Source organism: Streptomyces sp. NPDC059740, assembly GCF_042733155.1.
Lineage (GTDB): Bacteria > Actinomycetota > Actinomycetes > Streptomycetales > Streptomycetaceae > Streptomyces.
In genome coordinates, this window is the sequence record NZ_JBHWGP010000004.1 from 85,857 (window position 1) to 104,418 (window position 18,562).

The window sequence follows — 18,562 nt, forward strand, 5'->3', positions numbered from 1 at the left end:
TCCCCGCGTTGCGGACCCGGCCTACTATGCCGGCGGGGCCTGACACCGAACCGTGGGGGTGCCGGCCCCGGCCGGTCGGACGGCGGTGACCTGACGGTCGTACGGGTGCGTCGGTCGGCGTGCGGTGATCCGTGCGGGCCGGTCGGGGCGCGGTGGTCCGGGGGGCGGTGATCCGTGCGGGCCGGCCGGGGTGCGGTGGTCCGGGGGGCGGTGATCCGTGCGCGGACCGCATGCGTCGACCGTGTGCGTCGATCCGTCCGCCCCGGGACCGCGGGCGCCCGTCCCCGGGTGCCGACCCGTGCGCACCGGCCGGGCCCGGCCGGGGGTGCGATCCGCCAGGGGTGGGGCGGGGGCCGCCTCAGCCCGCCGACCGCGGCCGGCGGCGCGTGGCGCGCTCGGCCGCGAAGACGTCCTCCAGGCGGTACAGGGAGGTCCTGCCCTGCCGCCCGGACGCGCACAGGTGGCCGAGCTGCACCCACTTCCTGATGGTCGCGGGCACCACGTCGACCTCCCGGGCAGCCAGTTCACCCGTCACCAGCGTCACCGCGGCAGCGGCCGGACGGCCCGGACCCGCGTTCACCGGGCACCACCGCGCGGGGCGTCCGCTCCCGCCCGTCCCGCCTCCCAGGCGTCCCGGTCCCACAGGTGACGGAAGGCCGGGTCGACGCCGCAGTCGCAGCCCGGATACCCGCAGCGGCAACCGGGGTTGACGCAGAGCACCGCGTCGCGCTCGGGGAAGACCCGCAGGGAGACGGAGTCGCACCACGGACAGCGCCCCGGCAACCGCACCACGGGCTCCGTCTCGCCCAGGGCCCGGGCGCAGCGCCGTGCCATCCGGCGCAGCTCGCTCCGCACGTGGGCGGCGAGGACGGCGTCGGCCGCCACCCGCTCCAGCAGGCTGCCGATCCGCACCAGCCGCTCGGGCACGGACATCCGCCGGGGCCGGCCCAGCCCGAGCCGTTCGTGCACCGCCTCGTCCAACTCCGCGACGCCGTCGGTGATGTCGCGGATCGCGTCGGAGACGTACAGCCGGACGGGGGCGGACGAGTGGCCGGGCACGGACAGGCCGTGGAGGCGCTCGTTGTGCAGGGCGTCCGCCCGCTCGGCCCGCAGCAGAGCGGCCTCGGCGGCGCGGTCGGCGGGGCTCGGGGCGGGGCGCGGCGAGCGGGGTCGGCTGCCTGCCGACGGGGCCAGTTCCGCCAGCAGTTCCGGGAACAGCCGCAGCAGCAGCCCACTCCACACGGAAGCGTCCGCGGGCGCGGTCCCGTCCGCCGCACGGTCGGCCGGCCCGGGGCGAACGGAGGTGTCCGCGGGTGCCGGTGCCGGTGCCGATGTCGATGTCGATGCCGGTGGGGCGGGGCGGGTGGCCGGCCGCCGGCCGCGGGAGGGCTCGGCGGGGAGTCGGACGGGTTCGGCGGGCCGGGCCGTGGTGGTCATCGGGGGCCTTTCGTCGACGTGTCGGGGGAGGACGGTGCGGTGGACGGGGAGGACCGGGCGACCGGGGCTGCGGTGGACCGCTCGCGGCCGGACGGCGGTGGTCGGGCCGATGGTGGTCAGGCCGATGGCGGTCAGCACGCCCGGCCGGCGGCCTCGCGTCCGCGGTCGAGCCTGACCGGGCGGCCGTTGTGCCAGAGCCGCCCGGCGCTCACCCCGTCGAACCAGGTGTCGGCGGGCGCCACCGTCTCCTCACAGCGGCGCCGGACCGGGCAGTGCGCACAGGCGTGCAGGGCCGGGGCGGCGGTCTCGGGATCCCGGGCGAAGACGGTTTCCGGTGGCAGTCCGACGCACGCCGCCGATGCGGTCCAGGTGTCGGAGGGGAGGGAGAGCAGGGAGAGGTCCACGGCTGGACTCCTGGTGCTGAGGTGAGAGAAGCGACCGGAGGGCGGGCGCTGGACGACAGTGACAGATTGCGTGCGTGCGCGCAACTAAAAATCCACGGGGCGGTCGCCGGGCGTCCACGGAATCCGCACATTGCGCTCGCGCTAGCTCGTAATTCTGCGCGCGCAAGCGCGGTAGCCTGGGGGCGCCTGGAGGGAGGCGAGGACCCTTGACCGTCAGCGAATTGGAGCGGTTCGCGGCCTGGATCGAGGACGTGGTCCGCGGTCGCGGTTACGACATCGACAGTCCGCGCGGAGGTGGCAAGTCCCGCCTCGCCGACGAGGCCGGCGTGCACCGTGCGGCCATCACCCGGCTGTTGCAGCGGCAGAGCATGCCCGATCTGGAGACCATGCGCCGGCTGGCGCACGTCCTGGACGTTCCGGTGCGGGAGATGCTCATCCGCTCCGGCCGGCTCACCGAGGAGGACCTGCCGCTGCCGCTGGTCCAGCAGGACGCGGAGGCCGGCCGCCGGGCCGCGGACCGGCTGACGCTGGAGGAGGCGGCGACCGCCCTGGGTGTGCCGCCGGAGCAGCGGGAGATGTTCCTGCGCGTCGCCGGCCAGTTCCTGCCCGCCGAGGAGGCCGACCGCGACCTGCCGGCCCGTCGCGGTCGCCGGGGATGAGGAGGAGGGCCGTGTCCTGCCGGTGACGGGAGCGCGGCCCTCCTCCTCATCCCCGGCGGCAGGGCGAGGCGGCGGACCGTAAGAGGGGCGGCGATAAGCTGTTCCGGTCCGTTCCTTGTCTGTGCGTCCGGAGTTCCCGCTCCCGTTCGATGGTCCTGTCGTCGTTCGCCGGGTCCGTTCGGCACCGCTTGCGGGGGCCGGTTCGGTGCGCCGGGAGGGGGCTTCGGGCGCGGCCGGCCGGGGACGGTGACGGAGGGGACTTCAGGAAGAGCCAGACATGGTCGAGCCAGGGGAGGGCTCCCGGCGGGCGGACGGTTCCTCTGGAGACGTCCCGGGGCGCGGTGCCCCGAACGCCGGGGGAGCGGGGCCGGAGCCCGGCATCACGCGGCTGCTCGCCGTCCTCGCCGAGCTGCTCGAACGCCACGAGCCCGAGGATCTGGTCGTCGCAGCCCGTGAGGAACTGGAACGACGCGAGTTCACCGCCTACGGGCAGGGCTGGCGGGACGCGACCGACCAGTACCGCGCGGACGAGGTCTACGGCGTGGTGGTCCCCCTGCCGCTGGGACGCGTACCGGGACAGGCCGCCCTCATTCCCTTCCGCCGCAGCCCCCGCGGCGACCGCCGCCGCCCCATCCGCGGCGGTGGGCTGCCCGGCCGGCCCGCGCCGCTGCGGGACGAACTCCCCCTCACGCACGCCGAGACCCTCCCGGTGCACGGCCCGGAGCGCGAGGGGTCCCAGCCGGGACGGAGCCGTAGCGTCCCCGAACGCCGGGCCGACCCCGCACCTGAGCAGCCGGCCTCCGGGCATGACGAGGCCCCTTCTCACAGGGGGCCCGCCCAGGAGTGCGGTGGAGACGTCCCGGTTCTGGAGGGCGAGGCGACCGGTGAGGCGGCCGAAGAGGCCTCCCCGAACGACTCACCCGGCGGTCCTGCCGAGTCGCCCCCGGTGCCGGGCGCGGTGCCGGGCGTGACCTCTCCTGCCGCGTCCTCTCCCGCGGAGGCCCGGCGCGGCGCAGGAGGCACCGACGCGGCGGACGCGGCCGCCGCCGGGCGCCCGCAGCAGCGCGGGCCGGCCTTCGTCCCCAAGAACCGGAGGTCGCAGGTCCCCAGCATTCCCCGCCTGCCTCCACGCCGGGGCGGACGCCGGGGCGAGGGTTCCGGCTGACCGGCACCGCACCCCGGGCATGACCGGCACCGCACCCCGGGCATGACCGGCACCGCACCCCGGGCATGACCGGCACCGCGCCCCGGGCCGGCCCGGGGCGCACCCCGCCCGACCGGGCCCCGCCCCGCCGGGTCCGGTCCGGCCCTGCCCGGTCCGGGCAGGGCGCCCGTGGCCGCGGCCGTACGCGTTCCCTGCCGCATCCCTGCGCGCGTCGCCGTCGGCACGCGCGCCGCCACGTCCGGCCGCCGGCCCGTGACGGTGTCCCCGGCTCGTCCCCTTCGTCCCCCTGCTCCCGGAGGCCCCCGCAGTCCCGCACCCCCTGGCGCCCGCCCGGCCGGTCGCCTACCGTGTGTCGCGAGGTGTACCGGAGGCGCCCTGCCGGTGGCGATCACGCAGGCCGGAGGCGGCGCGGCGGTGTCGTACGGCGCCGCGTCCGGGGGTGCGGGAGGCGGGCCGTCCCGCGTGGGCATTTGTTTTGACCCTGACCCATGAGGTAGGTACGCTCATTCCTTGTGCCTGGGGTGTGCCCGGGCTCCTGCGCGTGTCTGTATACCGCGCGACGAGCCGGCCACCGTGATCTGAGCCTCCTCCGCCCTGGGCGGCGGTGCGCAGTATCCGACACACCCGACCGCGTGGGTCGGCGAATGTTCCAGGTTAGCTTTACCGAGACGGCACACAGAAACCGGAGAAACGGTGCCTACGATCCAGCAGCTGGTCCGCAAGGGCCGGCAGGACAAGGTCGAGAAGAACAAGACGCCCGCACTCGAGGGTTCGCCCCAGCGTCGTGGCGTCTGCACGCGCGTGTTCACCACCACCCCCAAGAAGCCGAACTCGGCCCTGCGTAAGGTCGCACGTGTGCGTCTGACCAGCGGCATCGAGGTCACCGCTTACATTCCGGGTGAAGGCCACAACCTCCAGGAGCACTCCATCGTGCTCGTGCGCGGCGGCCGTGTGAAGGACCTGCCGGGTGTTCGCTACAAGATCATCCGCGGCTCCCTCGACACGCAGGGCGTCAAGAACCGCAAGCAGGCTCGCAGCCGCTACGGCGCCAAGAAGGAGAAGTAAGAATGCCTCGTAAGGGCCCCGCCCCGAAGCGCCCGGTCATCATCGACCCGGTCTACAACTCTCCTCTGGTGACCTCGCTCATCAACAAGGTGCTGCTGAACGGCAAGCGCTCCACCGCCGAGCGCATCGTCTACGGCGCCATGGAGGGCCTGCGCGAGAAGACCGGCAACGACCCGGTCATCACGCTCAAGCGCGCGCTGGAGAACATCAAGCCGACCCTTGAGGTCAAGTCCCGCCGTGTCGGTGGCGCCACCTACCAGGTGCCGATCGAGGTCAAGCCCGGCCGCGCCTCCACGCTGGCGCTGCGCTGGCTGGTCGGTTACTCCCGCGCCCGTCGCGAGAAGACCATGACCGAGCGCCTGATGAACGAGCTGCTCGACGCCTCCAACGGCCTCGGCGCCTCGGTCAAGAAGCGCGAGGACACGCACAAGATGGCCGAGTCCAACAAGGCCTTCGCGCACTACCGCTGGTAGTCGCTACCCCATCGAGACCGAGAGAAGACGAAAGCCTTATGGCTACCACTTCACTTGACCTGGCCAAGGTCCGCAACATCGGGATCATGGCCCACATCGACGCGGGCAAGACGACCACCACCGAGCGGATCCTGTTCTACACCGGTGTCTCGTACAAGATCGGTGAGGTCCACGACGGCGCTGCCACGATGGACTGGATGGAGCAGGAGCAGGAGCGCGGCATCACCATCACGTCCGCCGCGACGACCTGCCACTGGCCGCTCGACAACGTCGACAACACCATCAACATCATCGACACCCCGGGTCACGTCGACTTCACCGTCGAGGTGGAGCGCTCGCTGCGCGTGCTCGACGGTGCCGTGACGGTGTTCGACGGCGTTGCCGGTGTGGAGCCGCAGTCCGAGACGGTGTGGCGTCAGGCCGACCGTTACGGCGTGCCGCGCATCTGCTTCGTCAACAAGCTCGACCGGACCGGTGCGGAGTTCCACCGCTGCGTCGACATGATCGAGGAGCGCCTGGGCGCCACCCCGATCGTCATGCAGCTGCCCATCGGCACCGAGATGGACTTCAAGGGCGTTGTTGACCTGGTCAACATGAAGGCGCTCGTGTGGTCCGCCGAGGCCGCCAAGGGCGAGATGTACGACACCGTCGACATCCCGGACACCCACACCGAGCAGGCCGACGAGTGGCGCGGCAAGCTCCTGGAGACCGTCGCCGAGAACGACGAAGAGATGATGGAGCTGTACCTGGAGGGCAACGAGCCCACCGTGGAGCAGCTGTACGCGGCGATCCGCCGCATCACCATCAACTCCGGCAAGGGCGGCGGCACCACCGTCACCCCCGTGTTCTGCGGTACGGCCTTCAAGAACAAGGGCGTGCAGCCGCTGCTCGACGCCGTCGTGCGGTACCTGCCCTCCCCGATCGACGTCGAGGGCATCAACGGCCACGCGGTCAACGACCCGGACGAGGTCATCACCCGCAAGCCGTCCGAGGACGAGCCGCTGTCGGCCCTGGCCTTCAAGATCGCGAGCGACCCCCACCTGGGCAAGCTCACCTTCATCCGGGTCTACTCGGGCCGCCTCGAGGCGGGCTCGCAGGTCCAGAACTCGGTGAAGGGCAAGAAGGAGCGCATCGGCAAGATCTACCGGATGCACGCGAACAAGCGTGAGGAGATCGAGTCGGTGGGTGCCGGTGACATCGTCGCCGTCATGGGTCTGAAGCAGACCACCACCGGTGAGACCCTCTGCGACGCGGCGCACCCGGTGATCCTGGAGTCGATGGACTTCCCGGCCCCGGTCATCCAGGTCGCCATCGAGCCCAAGTCGAAGGGCGACCAGGAGAAGCTCGGCGTCGCGATCCAGCGTCTCGCCGAGGAGGACCCGAGCTTCCAGGTCCACACCGACGAGGAGACCGGCCAGACCATCATCGCGGGTATGGGCGAGCTGCACCTCGACGTGCTGGTCGACCGTATGAAGCGCGAGTTCAAGGTCGAGGCCAACGTCGGCAAGCCGCAGGTCGCCTACCGCGAGACCCTGCGCAAGCCGGTGGAGCGACTGGACTTCACGCACAAGAAGCAGACCGGTGGTTCCGGTCAGTTCGCGAAGGTCCAGATCGCGCTGGAGCCGCTCGAGGGCGACGGCTACGAGTTCGTCAACAAGGTCACCGGTGGCCGTATCCCCAGGGAGTACATCCCCTCGGTGGACGCGGGCTGCCAGGAGGCCATGGAGTTCGGCGTGCTCGCCGGCTACCCGCTGACGGGCGTCAAGGTCAGCCTCCTCGACGGTGCCTACCACGAGGTCGACTCGTCCGAGATGGCCTTCAAGATCGCCGGTTCGATGGCCTTCAAGGAGGCCGCCCGCAAGGCCTCCCCGGCCCTGCTCGAGCCGATGATGAAGGTCGAGGTCACCACGCCCGAGGACTACATGGGCGACGTGATCGGCGACATCAACTCCCGTCGCGGTCAGATCCAGTCCATGGAGGACCGCCACGGTGCCAAGCTCGTCACGGGCCTGGTTCCCCTGTCGGAGATGTTCGGCTACGTCGGAGACCTCCGCAGCAAGACGTCGGGTCGCGCAAGCTACTCGATGCAGTTCGACTCCTACGCCGAGGTTCCGCGGAACGTCGCCGAGGAGATCATCGCGAAGGCCAAGGGCGAGTAACACTCTCCGTCTCCGTTGAGTCGGAACACGCTTTAGGCTTGACACCGTCCGGTGGGGGCAAACCCCGCAATCCGTGAGGAATGCCCCGCCGGCCGGCACCCCAGCAAAGATCACCTGGCGCCGATGAGTAAGGCGTACCAGAACCACTCCACAGGAGGACCCCAGTGGCGAAGGCGAAGTTCGAGCGGACTAAGCCGCACGTCAACATCGGCACCATCGGTCACATCGACCACGGTAAGACGACCCTTACCGCGGCGATCACCAAGGTGCTGCACGACGCGTTCCCGGACCTGAACGAGGCCTCGGCCTTCGAGAACATCGACAAGGCGCCCGAGGAGCGCCAGCGCGGTATCACCATCTCCATCGCGCACGTCGAGTACCAGACCGAGTCGCGTCACTACGCCCACGTCGACTGCCCCGGTCACGCGGACTACATCAAGAACATGATCACCGGTGCCGCCCAGATGGACGGCGCGATCCTCGTGGTCGCCGCGACCGACGGTCCGATGCCGCAGACCAAGGAGCACGTGCTCCTGGCCCGCCAGGTCGGCGTCCCCTACATCGTCGTTGCCCTGAACAAGGCCGACATGGTGGACGACGAGGAGATCCTGGAGCTCGTCGAGCTCGAGGTCCGTGAGCTCCTCTCCGAGTACGAGTTCCCCGGCGACGACGTTCCGGTCGTCAAGGTCTCCGCTCTGAAGGCCCTCGAGGGCGACAAGGAGTGGGGCGAGTCCGTCCTCAACCTGATGAAGGCTGTCGACGAGGCCATCCCGGAGCCCGAGCGCGACGTCGAGAAGCCGTTCCTGATGCCGATCGAGGACGTCTTCACCATCACCGGTCGCGGTACGGTCGTCACCGGCCGTATCGAGCGCGGTGTGCTGAAGGTCAACGAGAACGTCGACATCATCGGCATCAAGCAGGACAAGACCTCGACCACCGTCACCGGTATCGAGATGTTCCGCAAGCTGCTCGACGAGGGCCAGGCCGGTGAGAACGTCGGTCTGCTGCTCCGCGGCATCAAGCGCGAGGACGTCGAGCGCGGCCAGGTCATCATCAAGCCGGGCTCGGTCACCCCGCACACCGAGTTCGAGGCGCAGGCCTACATCCTGTCCAAGGACGAGGGTGGCCGCCACACGCCGTTCTTCAACAACTACCGCCCGCAGTTCTACTTCCGTACGACTGACGTGACCGGCGTGGTGACCCTCCCCGAGGGCACCGAGATGGTCATGCCCGGCGACAACACCTCCATGACCGTCCAGCTGATCCAGCCGGTCGCCATGGAGGAGGGCCTGAAGTTCGCCATCCGTGAGGGTGGCCGGACCGTGGGCGCCGGCCAGGTCACCAAGATCCTCAAGTGATCCTGCGCGCCGCCTAGCGGCGCACCTGGCTCCGCCTCGGCGGGACCGGCTACGGCCGGCTCCGCCACGGCTGTGAAGGGCCCGCTCGACCTCTGGTCGGGCGGGCCCTTTCGCGTGCCCGCGTGCCGGTCAGCGGGGGAGTGGCCGGCGGCCGGCGGTTGTCCACAGCAGACGGTGCATCATATGACTTTCCCGAACAAAGGTACGTAGCGCACGGGTTGGGGAAGTATGGGCGTGTGGCGGCCAGCCACCCGTACGAGGGGAACCAGCACCGTGAACGAGGGAAAGAGCAGGGCGCGACGGAGACCGTGGCGTGCACCGCTGGTCGCGGTCGTCGTCTGCGCCGCGGCGATGACCACCGGGGGCTGGGCCGCGGATGCGCCGCCGGCACCGGTACCGGCGTCAGCGCGGGCGGCGGGGAGCGGGCCGGGTGCACCGGGGCCGGTCCGCAGCGGGCAGCAGTACGCGGCGACGACCGCGACCAGCGGCACCAGGACCACCCTGCGTTTCGCGCTGGACACCGCCCGGGGAAGCACGCCCCGCCCGCTCTCCACCGGTGAGCTGAACCGGCTGGCCGCCCAGCTGGGGCTGGCTCGGGGAGCGCTCCGCCCGGTGGCGCCCGCCGGCCGCAAGAGCCGCTCGGAGACGGCCCCCGCGGCGCCGGCGGCGAAGGCCCCGGCGACCCTGCGCTGCGACCGGAACCCCTCGTGGAGCGACGCCAACGGCACGCTGGCCGCGCGTTTCAACTGCCACTACTCCACGATCAACTGGGGTTACCGGATCTCCGCCCGGGTCCGCTCGGTGATCACCTCAAGCGTGCACGAGAGCGGTGTCTCCTGGTGGCGCAACGGCCACCGGCAGCCGAAGAACGCCGGACACGTGGTGGGTGCCTCGTACCACTTCCACGGCACGCTGAAGCCGGTGCGGCACGGTAACCACGTCCAGTTCCAGGACTACATGACCTTCCGGGTACGGATCGGGGGCCGGCCGGGTACGGGCTCGCTGGTCTGGACGGCGGACGTCCGGGCGAAGAAGTGAGGAGGCGGGGGCAGTGCTGACGGTGGGGGTAGTGCGCTCCTGGGCGGAGGAGGTGCTGCGGCAGCTGGAGGTCTCCCCGGGTCCGGCGCTGGAGGTGACGGACTCCTCGGTGGGCACGCACGCCGAGCAAGCGCCCCCTGAGCCTGACGGGCCCTACCGGTCGTCCCTGCGGCTGGACGCCGGCACGCAGGACGGCCCCGGGCCCGAGTGGGAGGTGGCCGCGGGGGCCGTCGAGGTCCGCTGCAAGCACGAGGACGGCTCGGTCACGCTCGTCACGCTCGACGTCTCCTCGCGGGCTCCGGAGGCGGTGGTGCTGCTGGCCGAGCAGCTGCAGGACGGGGTGGTGGAGTCCTCGGGGGGCAGGCCGCTGCCGCCCTGCCCCGGCCACGGGCATCCGGCGGTGCCCAGGGTGGTCGAAGGGGTCGCCTCGTGGGTGTGCCCCGACACCGGCCTGGGGTGGCCCGTGCTGCCCTCCGCGGGGGGGGCGGGGTGATGCCGGTCCGGACACCGCTGCGCAGGCGACCTGGTGGGTCAAAGCGGCCACCCCGGTGATTCCGCGGGGGACACCACCACCTCCGGCGGTCGCCAACCGGCCGTCGGACGACCTGGTGTGTCTAATGGCCGGGTGCCCTCGTACTCGCGCCGTGACGTGCTGCGGTCCGCCGGTGGTGCCGTGGGAGCCGCCGCCTGCGGTGCCGGCTGTGACCGCGGCGGCTCGCCGCCGTCCTCTTCCGGTCCCCGGTCGCCCGGTGCGGCTCCGGCCGCCTCCAGGACGGCCTCGAAAGCAGCCCCGGCAGGCGCCCTCGCGGGGCCGCGCCGCTTTCCCGGACAGCCACAGCAGATCGAGCACGGGCCGAGAGCCGGACGGGCGGTCGCCCTCACCTTCCACGGCCAGGGCGACCCGGCGATCGCCACGGCCGTGCTCCGGGAAGCCGAGGCAGCCGGTGCCAGGGTCACGGTCCTCGCTGTCGGGACCTGGCTGGAGGAGCACCCGGAAATGGCCCGGCGCATCCTGGACGGCGGCCACGAGCTGGGCAACCACACCATGCGGCACCGCGCGGTCTGCGCCCTGCCCGCCGACGAGGCCTACGCCGAGATCAGGGCCTGCGCGGACCGGCTGCACCGCCTGACAGGCCACATCGGCACCTGGTTCCGGCCCTCGCAGGCCCGCACCGCCACCCCTCTGGTGGCCCGCCTCGCCCGCCGGGCCGGCTACCCGCACGTCCTGTCCTACGACGTGGACTCCCACGACTTCGAGGACCCGGGGCCTGCGGCGGTGCGGGACGGAGTGCTGGACCGGGTGCGCGGGGGGTCGGTGGTCAGCCTGCACTTCGGCCACGCCGGCACCCGCGCCGCCCTCCCCGGAATTCTCGACGGACTCCACCGGCGCGGCCTGCGGCCGGTGACGACGACGGAGCTGATGAGCGGATGACCACGGTGCCTCCCACCCCGCCGCGACGCACTGCCTCCAGCACCGCCCGAAGCGCCGGAGGCCGCCGCTGCACGGCCCTGTCCGTGGCCTGTGTGCTGTGGGCGGCCGCTGCCGCAGGGTGCGCCGGCCCCAGCGCCCACAGCGGCCGGCACAACGCCCGGGCCGCACCGGCCGCCTCCCGCACCTCGGCGGGCTCGGGGCTGCCCGGCATGCCTCCGCCGCTGCGCGCCGACGACCTCTACGCGGCGGACCGGCCGGGCCGGCTGTCCCCCGCGGTGAAGGGCTTCCCGTCGCTGGTGTACGTCCCCAACACCCAGTCCGACACCGTCAGCGTGATCGACCCGAAGACGTTCAAGGTGACCAGGACCTTCCCGGTGGGCCACCAGCCGCAGCACGTGGTGCCCTCCTGGGACCTCAAGACCCTGTGGGTCAACAACGACCTCGGCAACACCCTGACGGCCATCGACCCGGCCACCGGGCGCAAGGGGCGCACGGTCAGCACCCACGACCCGTACAACCTCTACTTCACGCCCGACGGCCGGTACGCGGTCGTGATGGCCTCCAAGGACCACCAACTGGTCTTCCGCGACCCGAAGTCGATGGCGGTCCGCAAAACCGTTCCGGTCGACTGCGCAGGCGTCAACCACGCGGACTTCTCACCCGACGGCCGCTACTTCGTCGTCTCCTGCGAGTTCTCCGGAGAGCTCCTCAAGGTGGACACCGCGCGCATGAAGGTCCTGGCCAAGCAGCGGCTGCCCCACCAGGGGGCGATGCCGCAGGACGTGAAGATCTCGCCGGACGGGCGCAGCTGGTACGTGGCCGACATGGCCGCCGACGGGGTGTGGGTGCTCGACGGGGACCGGTTCACCACGCCGAGGCTGCTGCGTACCGGGAAGGGGGCTCACGGGCTGTACGTGAGCCGGGACTCCCGGACGATGTACATCTCCAACCGCGGCGAGGGCTCGGTCTCCCTGCTCGACCTCCGTACCGGCCGCCTGTCGGGCAAGTGGCACATCCGGGGTGGCGGGAGCCCCGACATGGGCGGAGTCTCGGCGGACGGCAAGGTGCTCTGGCTCTCGGGGCGCTACAACGGTGAGGTGTACGCCATCGACACCCGTGACGGGCGGACGCTGGCGAAGATCCCGGTCGGCCGGGGGCCCCACGGCCTGGCGGTGTACCCGCAGCCAGGGCGTTACTCGCTCGGGCACACAGGCGTCTTCCGCTGAGGCGTGGCCGCCGCGGACCGCGTCCGGACGGGTCCGGATCGATCGCCGCGGGCCGGACGCGGTGCGCCCCCGGGGCTCCGTGGGGGCGCACCGACGGTCTGGTGGGCCCTCGCGCACATCCGCGCGCCCGGGCGCGGTCCTCCGAACGGTCGGCAGGGGAGGGGTGCGGTCCCCGCCGGGGGCGGTCGCCGGGCCGCGGGAGGCCTTGCGTAGGATCACCCTGCGGGCACCTGTACCCGACGCGCGCGTCCCTTCGGGGGCGGTGGGGCCGGAAGGCCCCGCTCAGCGCGCCGTGACACCGTCCGCACCCGGAGGTTCGTGCACGGAATCACCCCTCAGGTGATTCGGCCCACGTCTCGTGGGGTAACCTCTCCCCTTCGGTTGGCCACCGCTGTGCCCCATATGGCACACTAGCCAAGTTGCTCGGTTGAGTGCCGATGCTGCGCGCCTCCCGCCGGGAGGACTGGAAGCGAGTCCCAGGTATTCGTCGTCCCTCATCAGGGGCGGAAGTACGGGAATCTTCCGGGAAGCGTTGCGGGGTGCCTCAGCCAGGCGCTCGGTGGGTGTCCTTCCCCCGCCATCCTCCTTTTCGAAGGACCTCCCTGTGGAGATTCACGAGAAGGACCGCGACACGCCCGACCGCGTGGGTCGGAGACGACGCGGTCCGGAGGCTGACGGAGAAGGGCGCGTACGTACCACCGGGTCCCAGAGCGTTACGAGAGACAGGACTACGAAGTAGCCATGGCGGGACAGAAGATCCGCATCCGGCTCAAGGCCTACGACCACGAGGTCATCGACACGTCGGCGAAGAAGATCGTCGAGACGGTGACCCGTACTGGTGCGTCGGTCGCGGGCCCGGTGCCGCTGCCCACTGAGAAGAACGTGTACTGCGTCATCAAGTCGCCGCACAAGTACAAGGACTCGCGCGAGCACTTCGAGATGCGCACGCACAAGCGCCTGATCGACATCCTCGACCCCACCCCCAAGACCGTTGACTCGCTGATGCGCCTGGACCTTCCGGCCGGCGTCGACATCGAGATCAAGCTCTGAGAGGCCGGGAGAAGATGACCAAGCAGATCAAGGGCATCCTGGGCGAGAAGCTCGGCATGACCCAGGTCTGGGACGAGAACAACCGTGTCGTCCCGGTGACCGTGGTCAAGGCCGGCCCCTGCGTCGTGACCCAGGTGCGCACCAATGACCAGGACGGCTACGACTCCGTCCAGATCGCCTTCGGCGAGATCGACCCGCGCAAGGTGAACAAGCCCCTCAAGGGCCACTTCGCCAAGGCCGACGTCACCCCCCGTCGTCACCTCGTCGAGGTCCGTACCGCCGACGCCGGCGAGTACACCCTCGGCCAGGAGCTGACCGCTGAGACCTTCGAGTCCGGCGTCAAGGTGGACGTGACCGGCAAGTCCAAGGGCAAGGGCACGGCCGGTGTCATGAAGCGTCACGGCTTCCACGGCGGCAAGGCCTCCCACGGCGCCCACCGCGTGCACCGCAAGCCGGGCTCCATCGGTGGCTGCGCCACCCCGGGCCGCGTGTTCAAGGGCATGCGGATGGCCGGCCGTATGGGCAACGAGCGGGTCACCACCCAGAACCTGACCGTCCACGCCGTTGACGCGGAGAAGGGTCTGCTGCTCATCAAGGGCGCGGTCCCCGGTCCGAACGGCGGCCTCGTCCTGGTCCGTACCGCGGCCAAGGGGGCCTGAGGTAACCGATGAGCACCATTGACATCCTTTCGCCGGCAGGCGACAAGGCCGGGTCCGTCGAGCTCCCCGCGGAGATCTTCGACGCGAAGGTCAGCGTTCCGCTGATCCACCAGGTCGTCGTCGCGCAGCTGGCCGCTGCCCGTCAGGGCACGCACAAGACCAAGACCCGTGGCGAGGTCCGCGGCGGTGGCAAGAAGCCGTACCGCCAGAAGGGCACCGGTCGCGCCCGTCAGGGTTCGACCCGCGCGCCGCAGTTCGCCGGTGGTGGCGTCGTGCACGGTCCCGTGCCGCGTGACTACTCGCAGCGGACGCCCAAGAAGATGAAGGCCGCCGCCCTGCGTGGCGCCCTCTCCGACCGCGCGCGCCACAACCGCGTCCACGTCGTCTCCGGCGTGGTCGACGGCGACATCTCCACGAAGGCCGCCAAGGTCCTTCTCGGCAAGATCAGCGACCGTAAGAACGTCCTGCTGGTCGCCGAGCGTGCCGACGAGGCCGCGTGGCTGTCCGCCCGCAACCTGCCCCAGGTCCACATCCTGGAGCCGGGCCAGCTGAACACGTACGACGTGATGGTCTCCGACGACGTGGTCTTCACTCAGGCCGCCTTCGAGTCCTTCGTGTCTGGCCCGAAGGCCGACCTCGAGTCCGAAGGGAGCGCCGCCTGATGGCCGCCCGTCACCCGAGCATCGCCTCGAAGGCTGCCAAGGCGGCCAAGGCCGCGCGCGTCGCCAAGGCGAGGCGTCAGGCCAGCGAGGGCAAGAACACCGTCGAGACCCCGCTGAGCAAGTCCCTCACGGACCCCCGTGACGTGCTGTTCAAGCCGGTCGTCTCCGAGAAGAGCTACGCGCTGCTCGACGAGAACAAGTACACGTTCATCGTCGACCCGCGTGCCAACAAGACCCAGATCAAGGAGGCCGTGCAGTCGGTCTTCTCGGTCAAGGTCACCGGGGTCAACACGATCAACCGCCAGGGCAAGCGCAAGCGCACCCGCACCGGTTTCGGCAAGCGTGCCGACACCAAGCGCGCGATCGTGACCCTTGCCGAGGGCGACCGTATCGACATCTTCGGCGGCCCGGTCTCCTGACGGAGGCTGGTCGTTCTGAAGTCCGGAATATTCCGAGGACTGAGAAATGGGTATCCGCAAGTACAAGCCGACGACTCCGGGCCGTCGTGGCTCCAGCGTCGCCGACTTCGTCGAGATCACGCGGTCCACGCCGGAGAAGTCGCTGGTCCGCCCCCTGCACAGCAAGGGCGGCCGTAACAACGCCGGTCGTGTGACCACTCGCCACCAGGGTGGCGGCCACAAGCGCGCCTACCGCGTGATCGACTTCCGTCGTCACGACAAGGACGGCGTGCCGGCCAAGGTCGCGCACATCGAGTACGACCCGAACCGCACCGCGCGCATCGCGCTGCTCCACTACGCGGACGGCGAGAAGCGCTACATCCTCGCCCCCCGCGGCCTGGCTCAGGGCGCGCGCGTCGAGGCCGGTGCCGGCGCCGACATCAAGGCGGGCAACAACCTTCCGCTGCGCAACATCCCGGTGGGTACGACCCTGCACGCCATCGAGCTGCGTCCCGGTGGCGGCGCGAAGTTCGCCCGCTCCGCGGGTGCCTCCGTGCAGCTGCTGGCGAAGGAGGGCACCATGGCCCACCTTCGTATGCCGTCCGGTGAGATCCGCCTGGTCGACGTGCGCTGCCGCGCCACCGTCGGCGAGGTCGGCAACGCCGAGCAGTCGAACATCAACTGGGGCAAGGCCGGCCGCATGCGCTGGAAGGGCGTCCGCCCGACCGTGCGTGGTGTCGTCATGAACCCGGTCGACCACCCGCACGGTGGTGGTGAGGGCAAGACCTCCGGTGGTCGCCACCCGGTCTCGCCCTGGGGTCAGAAGGAAGGTCGTACGCGTTCGCCGAAGAAGGCGAGCAACAAGTACATCGTCCGCCGCCGCAAGACGAACAAGAAGCGCTAGGAGCCGGTTTAGATGCCGCGCAGTCTCAAGAAGGGGCCCTTCGTCGACGACCACCTCATCAAGAAGGTGGACGTTCAGAACGAAGCAGGCACCAAGAACGTCATCAAGACCTGGTCCCGCCGCTCGATGATCGTCCCGGCCATGCTCGGCCACACGATCGCGGTGCACGACGGCCGCAAGCACGTCCCGGTGTTCGTCTCCGAGTCGATGGTCGGCCACAAGCTCGGCGAGTTTGCGCCGACCCGCACCTTCCGCGGCCACGAGAAGGACGACCGCAAGTCGCGTCGTCGCTGACCAGCGGGTGCATACGACTATGACTGACACCGAAGGGACAACCATGGAAGCCAGGGCCCAGGCGCGCTACGTGCGTGTCACGCCCATGAAGGCCCGCCGCGTGGTGGACCTCGTCCGTGGCATGAGTGCCACGGAGGCCCAGGCGGTCCTGCGTTTCGCCCCGCAGGCCGCGAGCGTGCCGGTCGGCAAGGTGCTGGACAGCGCCATCGCCAACGCCGCGCACAACTACGACCACACCGACGTCGACAGCCTCTTCATCTCCGAGGCCTTCGTCGACGAGGGCCCGACCCTGAAGCGGTTCCGTCCGCGCGCCCAGGGCCGCGCCTACCGGATCCGCAAGCGGACCAGCCACATCACCGTGGTCGTCAGCAGCAAGGAAGGAACCCGGTAATGGGCCAGAAGGTAAACCCGCACGGGTTCCGGCTCGGCATCACCACCGACTTCAAGTCGCGTTGGTACGCCGACAAGCTGTACAAGGACTACGTCAAGGAAGACGTCGCCATTCGTCGCATGATGACGAAGGGCATGGAGCGGGCCGGCATCTCCAAGGTGGAGATCGAGCGCACCCGCGACCGCGTCCGCGTTGACATCCACACCGCTCGCCCGGGCATCGTCATCGGCCGCCGCGGCGCCGAGGCCGACCGCATCCGCGGTGAGCTGGAGAAGCTGACCGGCAAGCAGGTCCAGCTGAACATCCTCGAGGTCAAGAACCCCGAGACCGATGCCCAGCTGGTGGCCCAGGCCGTCGCCGAGCAGCTGTCCTCCCGCGTCTCCTTCCGTCGCGCCATGCGCAAGAGCATGCAGTCGACACTGAAGGCCGGCGCCAAGGGCATCAAGATCCAGTGCGGTGGCCGTCTCGGCGGCGCCGAGATGAGCCGCTCGGAGTTCTACCGCGAGGGCCGCGTGCCCCTGCACACGCTCCGCGCCAACGTCGACTACGGCTTCTTCGAGGCCAAGACGACCTTCGGTCGCATCGGCGTGAAGGTCTGGATCTACAAGGGCGACGTCAAGAACATCGCCGAGGTGCGCGCCGAGAACGCCGCCGCCCGTGCGGGCAACCGCCCGCCGCGCGGTGGTGCCGACCGTCCGGCCCGTGGTGGCCGTGGTGGCGGCGGTGGCGAGCGTCGCGGTGGTCGTAGGCCGCAGCAGCAGCAGAACCAGGGTGCCGAGGCCAAGGCCGAGGCCCCCGCGGTCGCCGCCGCTGAGCCGAGTGCTGAGGGAAAGGAGAGCTGACCCATGCTGATCCCGCGTAGGGTCAAGCACCGCAAGCAGCACCACCCGAAGCGCAGCGGCATGGCCAAGGGTGGTACCGAGCTGGCGTTCGGCGAGTACGGCATCCAGGCCGTCACCCCGGCGTACGTGACGAACCGGCAGATCGAGTCCGCTCGTATCGCCATGACCCGTCACATCAAGCGTGGTGGCAAGGTGTGGATCAACATCTACCCCGACCGCCCGCTGACGAAGAAGCCCGCCGAGACCCGCATGGGTTCCGGTAAGGGTTCGCCGGAGTGGTGGATCGCGAACGTCAAGCCCGGCCGGGTGATGTTCGAGCTGTCCTTCCCGAACGAAAAGGTTGCCAAGGAGGCGCTGACCCGCGCCGCCCACAAGCTTCCGATGAAGTGCCGGATCGTCCGGCGCGAGGCAGGTGAGTCGTGATGGCGGCCGGTACCAAGGCGACCGAGCTGCGCGAGCTGAACAACGAGGACCTCGTTGGGAAGCTGCGTGAGGCCAAGGAGGAGCTGTTCAACCTCCGCTTCCAGGCGGCGACCGGACAGCTCGAGAACCACGGCCGGCTGAAGGCCGTCCGCAAGGACATCGCCCGGATCTACACCCTGATGCGGGAGCGCGAGCTCGGCATCGAGACGGTGGAGAGCGCCTGATGAGCGAGACGAATGTGACTGAGAAGAACGAGCAGCAGCGCGGCTTCCGCAAGGTCCGCGAGGGCCTGGTCGTCAGCGACAAGATGGACAAGACCGTCGTCGTCGCTGTCGAGGACCGCGTGAAGCACGCGCTGTACGGCAAGGTCATTCGCCGTACCAACAAGCTCAAGGCGCACGACGAGCAGAACGCCGCGGGTGTCGGCGACCGCGTCCTCCTCATGGAGACCCGGCCGCTGTCCGCGACCAAGCGCTGGCGCGTCGTCGAGATCCTCGAGAAGGCCAAGTAAGGCACTGGCCGG

Annotated in this window: 24 protein-coding genes; 21 read left to right on the top strand and 3 right to left on the bottom strand. The window is 70.5% G+C overall.

The annotated features are described in order from the left end of the window. Nucleotides 1-358 precede the first annotated feature (358 nt). From ACFV3R_RS06920 to ACFV3R_RS06930, 3 genes are all read right to left on the bottom strand, one after another. Nucleotides 359-580, bottom strand: a complete 222-nt coding sequence (locus tag ACFV3R_RS06920) for a hypothetical protein (RefSeq protein ID WP_385576735.1) — start codon at nt 578-580, stop codon at nt 359-361. Continuing rightward, nucleotides 577-1,242, bottom strand: coding sequence for a hypothetical protein (locus tag ACFV3R_RS06925; RefSeq protein WP_385576738.1), 666 nt, complete (start codon nt 1,240-1,242; stop codon nt 577-579). The genes ACFV3R_RS06920 and ACFV3R_RS06925 overlap by 4 nt, the downstream gene beginning before the upstream one ends. A gap of 326 nt (nt 1,243-1,568) precedes the next feature. Next, nucleotides 1,569-1,841 (bottom strand): WhiB family transcriptional regulator, encoded by a 273-nt coding sequence (locus ACFV3R_RS06930; protein ID WP_385576741.1) that lies wholly within the window; start codon nt 1,839-1,841, stop codon nt 1,569-1,571. Nucleotides 1,842-2,047: 206 nt separating this feature from the next. Here ACFV3R_RS06930 and ACFV3R_RS06935 point away from each other — a divergent pair, with 206 nt between their 5' ends. The 21 genes from ACFV3R_RS06935 (at nt 2,048) to rpsQ (ending at nt 18,550) form a co-directional block, all read left to right on the top strand. Next, the gene (locus ACFV3R_RS06935; protein ID WP_385576744.1) at nt 2,048-2,500 is read left to right on the top strand and encodes a helix-turn-helix transcriptional regulator; all 453 of its coding nucleotides are present in this window, start codon (nt 2,048-2,050) and stop codon (nt 2,498-2,500) included. A 277-nt stretch (nt 2,501-2,777) separates the two neighbouring features. Further along, entirely contained in the window at nt 2,778-3,665 is an 888-nt protein-coding gene (locus tag ACFV3R_RS06940) for a hypothetical protein (RefSeq protein WP_385576747.1), read from the top strand. A 693-nt stretch (nt 3,666-4,358) separates the two neighbouring features. Then, on the top strand, nt 4,359-4,730 hold the full coding sequence (gene rpsL, locus ACFV3R_RS06945; RefSeq protein WP_003948652.1) for a 30S ribosomal protein S12: 372 nt from the start codon (nt 4,359-4,361) through the stop codon (nt 4,728-4,730). Between the two features lie 2 nt (nt 4,731-4,732). After that, a complete protein-coding gene (gene rpsG / locus ACFV3R_RS06950; RefSeq protein WP_027749253.1) occupies nt 4,733-5,203 on the top strand; it encodes a 30S ribosomal protein S7 in 471 nt (156 codons plus the stop codon). A gap of 38 nt (nt 5,204-5,241) precedes the next feature. Continuing rightward, nucleotides 5,242-7,362 (top strand): elongation factor G, encoded by a 2,121-nt coding sequence (gene fusA / locus ACFV3R_RS06955; RefSeq protein ID WP_385576751.1) that lies wholly within the window; start codon nt 5,242-5,244, stop codon nt 7,360-7,362. Nucleotides 7,363-7,526: 164 nt separating this feature from the next. After that, complete coding sequence (tuf, locus tag ACFV3R_RS06960) at nt 7,527-8,720, top strand: elongation factor Tu (protein ID WP_385576753.1); 1,194 nt, start codon at nt 7,527-7,529, stop codon at nt 8,718-8,720. 273 nt (nt 8,721-8,993) lie between these two features. Then, nucleotides 8,994-9,758, top strand: a complete 765-nt coding sequence (locus ACFV3R_RS06965; protein ID WP_385576756.1) for a hypothetical protein — start codon at nt 8,994-8,996, stop codon at nt 9,756-9,758. Nucleotides 9,759-9,771: 13 nt separating this feature from the next. Then, on the top strand, nt 9,772-10,251 hold the full coding sequence (locus tag ACFV3R_RS06970; RefSeq protein ID WP_385576759.1) for a hypothetical protein: 480 nt from the start codon (nt 9,772-9,774) through the stop codon (nt 10,249-10,251). A 132-nt stretch (nt 10,252-10,383) separates the two neighbouring features. Continuing rightward, entirely contained in the window at nt 10,384-11,190 is an 807-nt protein-coding gene (locus tag ACFV3R_RS06975) for a polysaccharide deacetylase family protein (RefSeq protein WP_385576762.1), read from the top strand. Further along, nucleotides 11,187-12,416, top strand: a complete 1,230-nt coding sequence (locus ACFV3R_RS06980; RefSeq protein ID WP_385576765.1) for a YncE family protein — start codon at nt 11,187-11,189, stop codon at nt 12,414-12,416. The genes ACFV3R_RS06975 and ACFV3R_RS06980 overlap by 4 nt, the downstream gene beginning before the upstream one ends. Before the next feature lie 741 nt (nt 12,417-13,157). After that, nucleotides 13,158-13,466, top strand: coding sequence for a 30S ribosomal protein S10 (gene rpsJ / locus ACFV3R_RS06985; RefSeq protein WP_004571821.1), 309 nt, complete (start codon nt 13,158-13,160; stop codon nt 13,464-13,466). 14 nt (nt 13,467-13,480) lie between these two features. Further along, nucleotides 13,481-14,125 carry a 50S ribosomal protein L3 gene (rplC, locus tag ACFV3R_RS06990; protein WP_385576768.1) on the top strand — a complete coding sequence of 215 codons (645 nt, stop codon included), beginning with the start codon at nt 13,481-13,483 and terminating at the stop codon, nt 14,123-14,125. 8 nt (nt 14,126-14,133) lie between these two features. Continuing rightward, the gene (gene rplD, locus ACFV3R_RS06995) at nt 14,134-14,787 is read left to right on the top strand and encodes a 50S ribosomal protein L4 (protein ID WP_385576771.1); all 654 of its coding nucleotides are present in this window, start codon (nt 14,134-14,136) and stop codon (nt 14,785-14,787) included. Continuing rightward, nucleotides 14,787-15,206, top strand: a complete 420-nt coding sequence (rplW, locus tag ACFV3R_RS07000; RefSeq protein WP_385576774.1) for a 50S ribosomal protein L23 — start codon at nt 14,787-14,789, stop codon at nt 15,204-15,206. Before rplD ends, rplW begins: the two co-directional genes overlap by 1 nt. Nucleotides 15,207-15,252: 46 nt before the next feature. Continuing rightward, entirely contained in the window at nt 15,253-16,089 is an 837-nt protein-coding gene (gene rplB / locus ACFV3R_RS07005; protein WP_385576777.1) for a 50S ribosomal protein L2, read from the top strand. Nucleotides 16,090-16,101: 12 nt separating this feature from the next. Next, the gene (gene rpsS, locus ACFV3R_RS07010; RefSeq protein ID WP_009715878.1) at nt 16,102-16,383 is read left to right on the top strand and encodes a 30S ribosomal protein S19; all 282 of its coding nucleotides are present in this window, start codon (nt 16,102-16,104) and stop codon (nt 16,381-16,383) included. Between the two features lie 43 nt (nt 16,384-16,426). Next, the gene (rplV, locus tag ACFV3R_RS07015; protein WP_385576780.1) at nt 16,427-16,774 is read left to right on the top strand and encodes a 50S ribosomal protein L22; all 348 of its coding nucleotides are present in this window, start codon (nt 16,427-16,429) and stop codon (nt 16,772-16,774) included. Next, on the top strand, nt 16,774-17,616 hold the full coding sequence (rpsC, locus tag ACFV3R_RS07020) for a 30S ribosomal protein S3 (protein WP_385576783.1): 843 nt from the start codon (nt 16,774-16,776) through the stop codon (nt 17,614-17,616). The genes rplV and rpsC overlap by 1 nt, the downstream gene beginning before the upstream one ends. Nucleotides 17,617-17,619: 3 nt before the next feature. Beyond that, nucleotides 17,620-18,039, top strand: a complete 420-nt coding sequence (gene rplP / locus ACFV3R_RS07025; RefSeq protein ID WP_385576786.1) for a 50S ribosomal protein L16 — start codon at nt 17,620-17,622, stop codon at nt 18,037-18,039. Then, nucleotides 18,039-18,263, top strand: a complete 225-nt coding sequence (gene rpmC / locus ACFV3R_RS07030; RefSeq protein WP_004571830.1) for a 50S ribosomal protein L29 — start codon at nt 18,039-18,041, stop codon at nt 18,261-18,263. The genes rplP and rpmC overlap by 1 nt, the downstream gene beginning before the upstream one ends. After that, entirely contained in the window at nt 18,263-18,550 is a 288-nt protein-coding gene (rpsQ, locus tag ACFV3R_RS07035) for a 30S ribosomal protein S17 (protein WP_385576790.1), read from the top strand. Before rpmC ends, rpsQ begins: the two co-directional genes overlap by 1 nt. Nucleotides 18,551-18,562 lie beyond the last annotated feature (12 nt).

What these genes read in the sequence shown, in the direction of transcription:
- ACFV3R_RS06940 (WP_385576747.1), top strand. Translation starts at nt 2,778, where the DNA reads ATGGTCGAGCCAGGGGAGGGCTCCCGGCGGGCGGACGGTTCCTCTGGA.
- rpsG (WP_027749253.1), top strand. Translation starts at nt 4,733, where the DNA reads ATGCCTCGTAAGGGCCCCGCCCCGAAGCGCCCGGTCATCATCGACCCG.
- fusA (WP_385576751.1), top strand. Translation starts at nt 5,242, where the DNA reads ATGGCTACCACTTCACTTGACCTGGCCAAGGTCCGCAACATCGGGATC.
- ACFV3R_RS06980 (WP_385576765.1), top strand. Translation starts at nt 11,187, where the DNA reads ATGACCACGGTGCCTCCCACCCCGCCGCGACGCACTGCCTCCAGCACC.
- rpsJ (WP_004571821.1), top strand. Translation starts at nt 13,158, where the DNA reads ATGGCGGGACAGAAGATCCGCATCCGGCTCAAGGCCTACGACCACGAG.
- rplC (WP_385576768.1), top strand. Translation starts at nt 13,481, where the DNA reads ATGACCAAGCAGATCAAGGGCATCCTGGGCGAGAAGCTCGGCATGACC.
- rplD (WP_385576771.1), top strand. Translation starts at nt 14,134, where the DNA reads ATGAGCACCATTGACATCCTTTCGCCGGCAGGCGACAAGGCCGGGTCC.
- rplW (WP_385576774.1), top strand. Translation starts at nt 14,787, where the DNA reads ATGGCCGCCCGTCACCCGAGCATCGCCTCGAAGGCTGCCAAGGCGGCC.
- rplB (WP_385576777.1), top strand. Translation starts at nt 15,253, where the DNA reads ATGGGTATCCGCAAGTACAAGCCGACGACTCCGGGCCGTCGTGGCTCC.
- rpsS (WP_009715878.1), top strand. Translation starts at nt 16,102, where the DNA reads ATGCCGCGCAGTCTCAAGAAGGGGCCCTTCGTCGACGACCACCTCATC.
- rplV (WP_385576780.1), top strand. Translation starts at nt 16,427, where the DNA reads ATGGAAGCCAGGGCCCAGGCGCGCTACGTGCGTGTCACGCCCATGAAG.
- rpsC (WP_385576783.1), top strand. Translation starts at nt 16,774, where the DNA reads ATGGGCCAGAAGGTAAACCCGCACGGGTTCCGGCTCGGCATCACCACC.
- rplP (WP_385576786.1), top strand. Translation starts at nt 17,620, where the DNA reads ATGCTGATCCCGCGTAGGGTCAAGCACCGCAAGCAGCACCACCCGAAG.
- rpmC (WP_004571830.1), top strand. Translation starts at nt 18,039, where the DNA reads ATGGCGGCCGGTACCAAGGCGACCGAGCTGCGCGAGCTGAACAACGAG.
- rpsQ (WP_385576790.1), top strand. Translation starts at nt 18,263, where the DNA reads ATGAGCGAGACGAATGTGACTGAGAAGAACGAGCAGCAGCGCGGCTTC.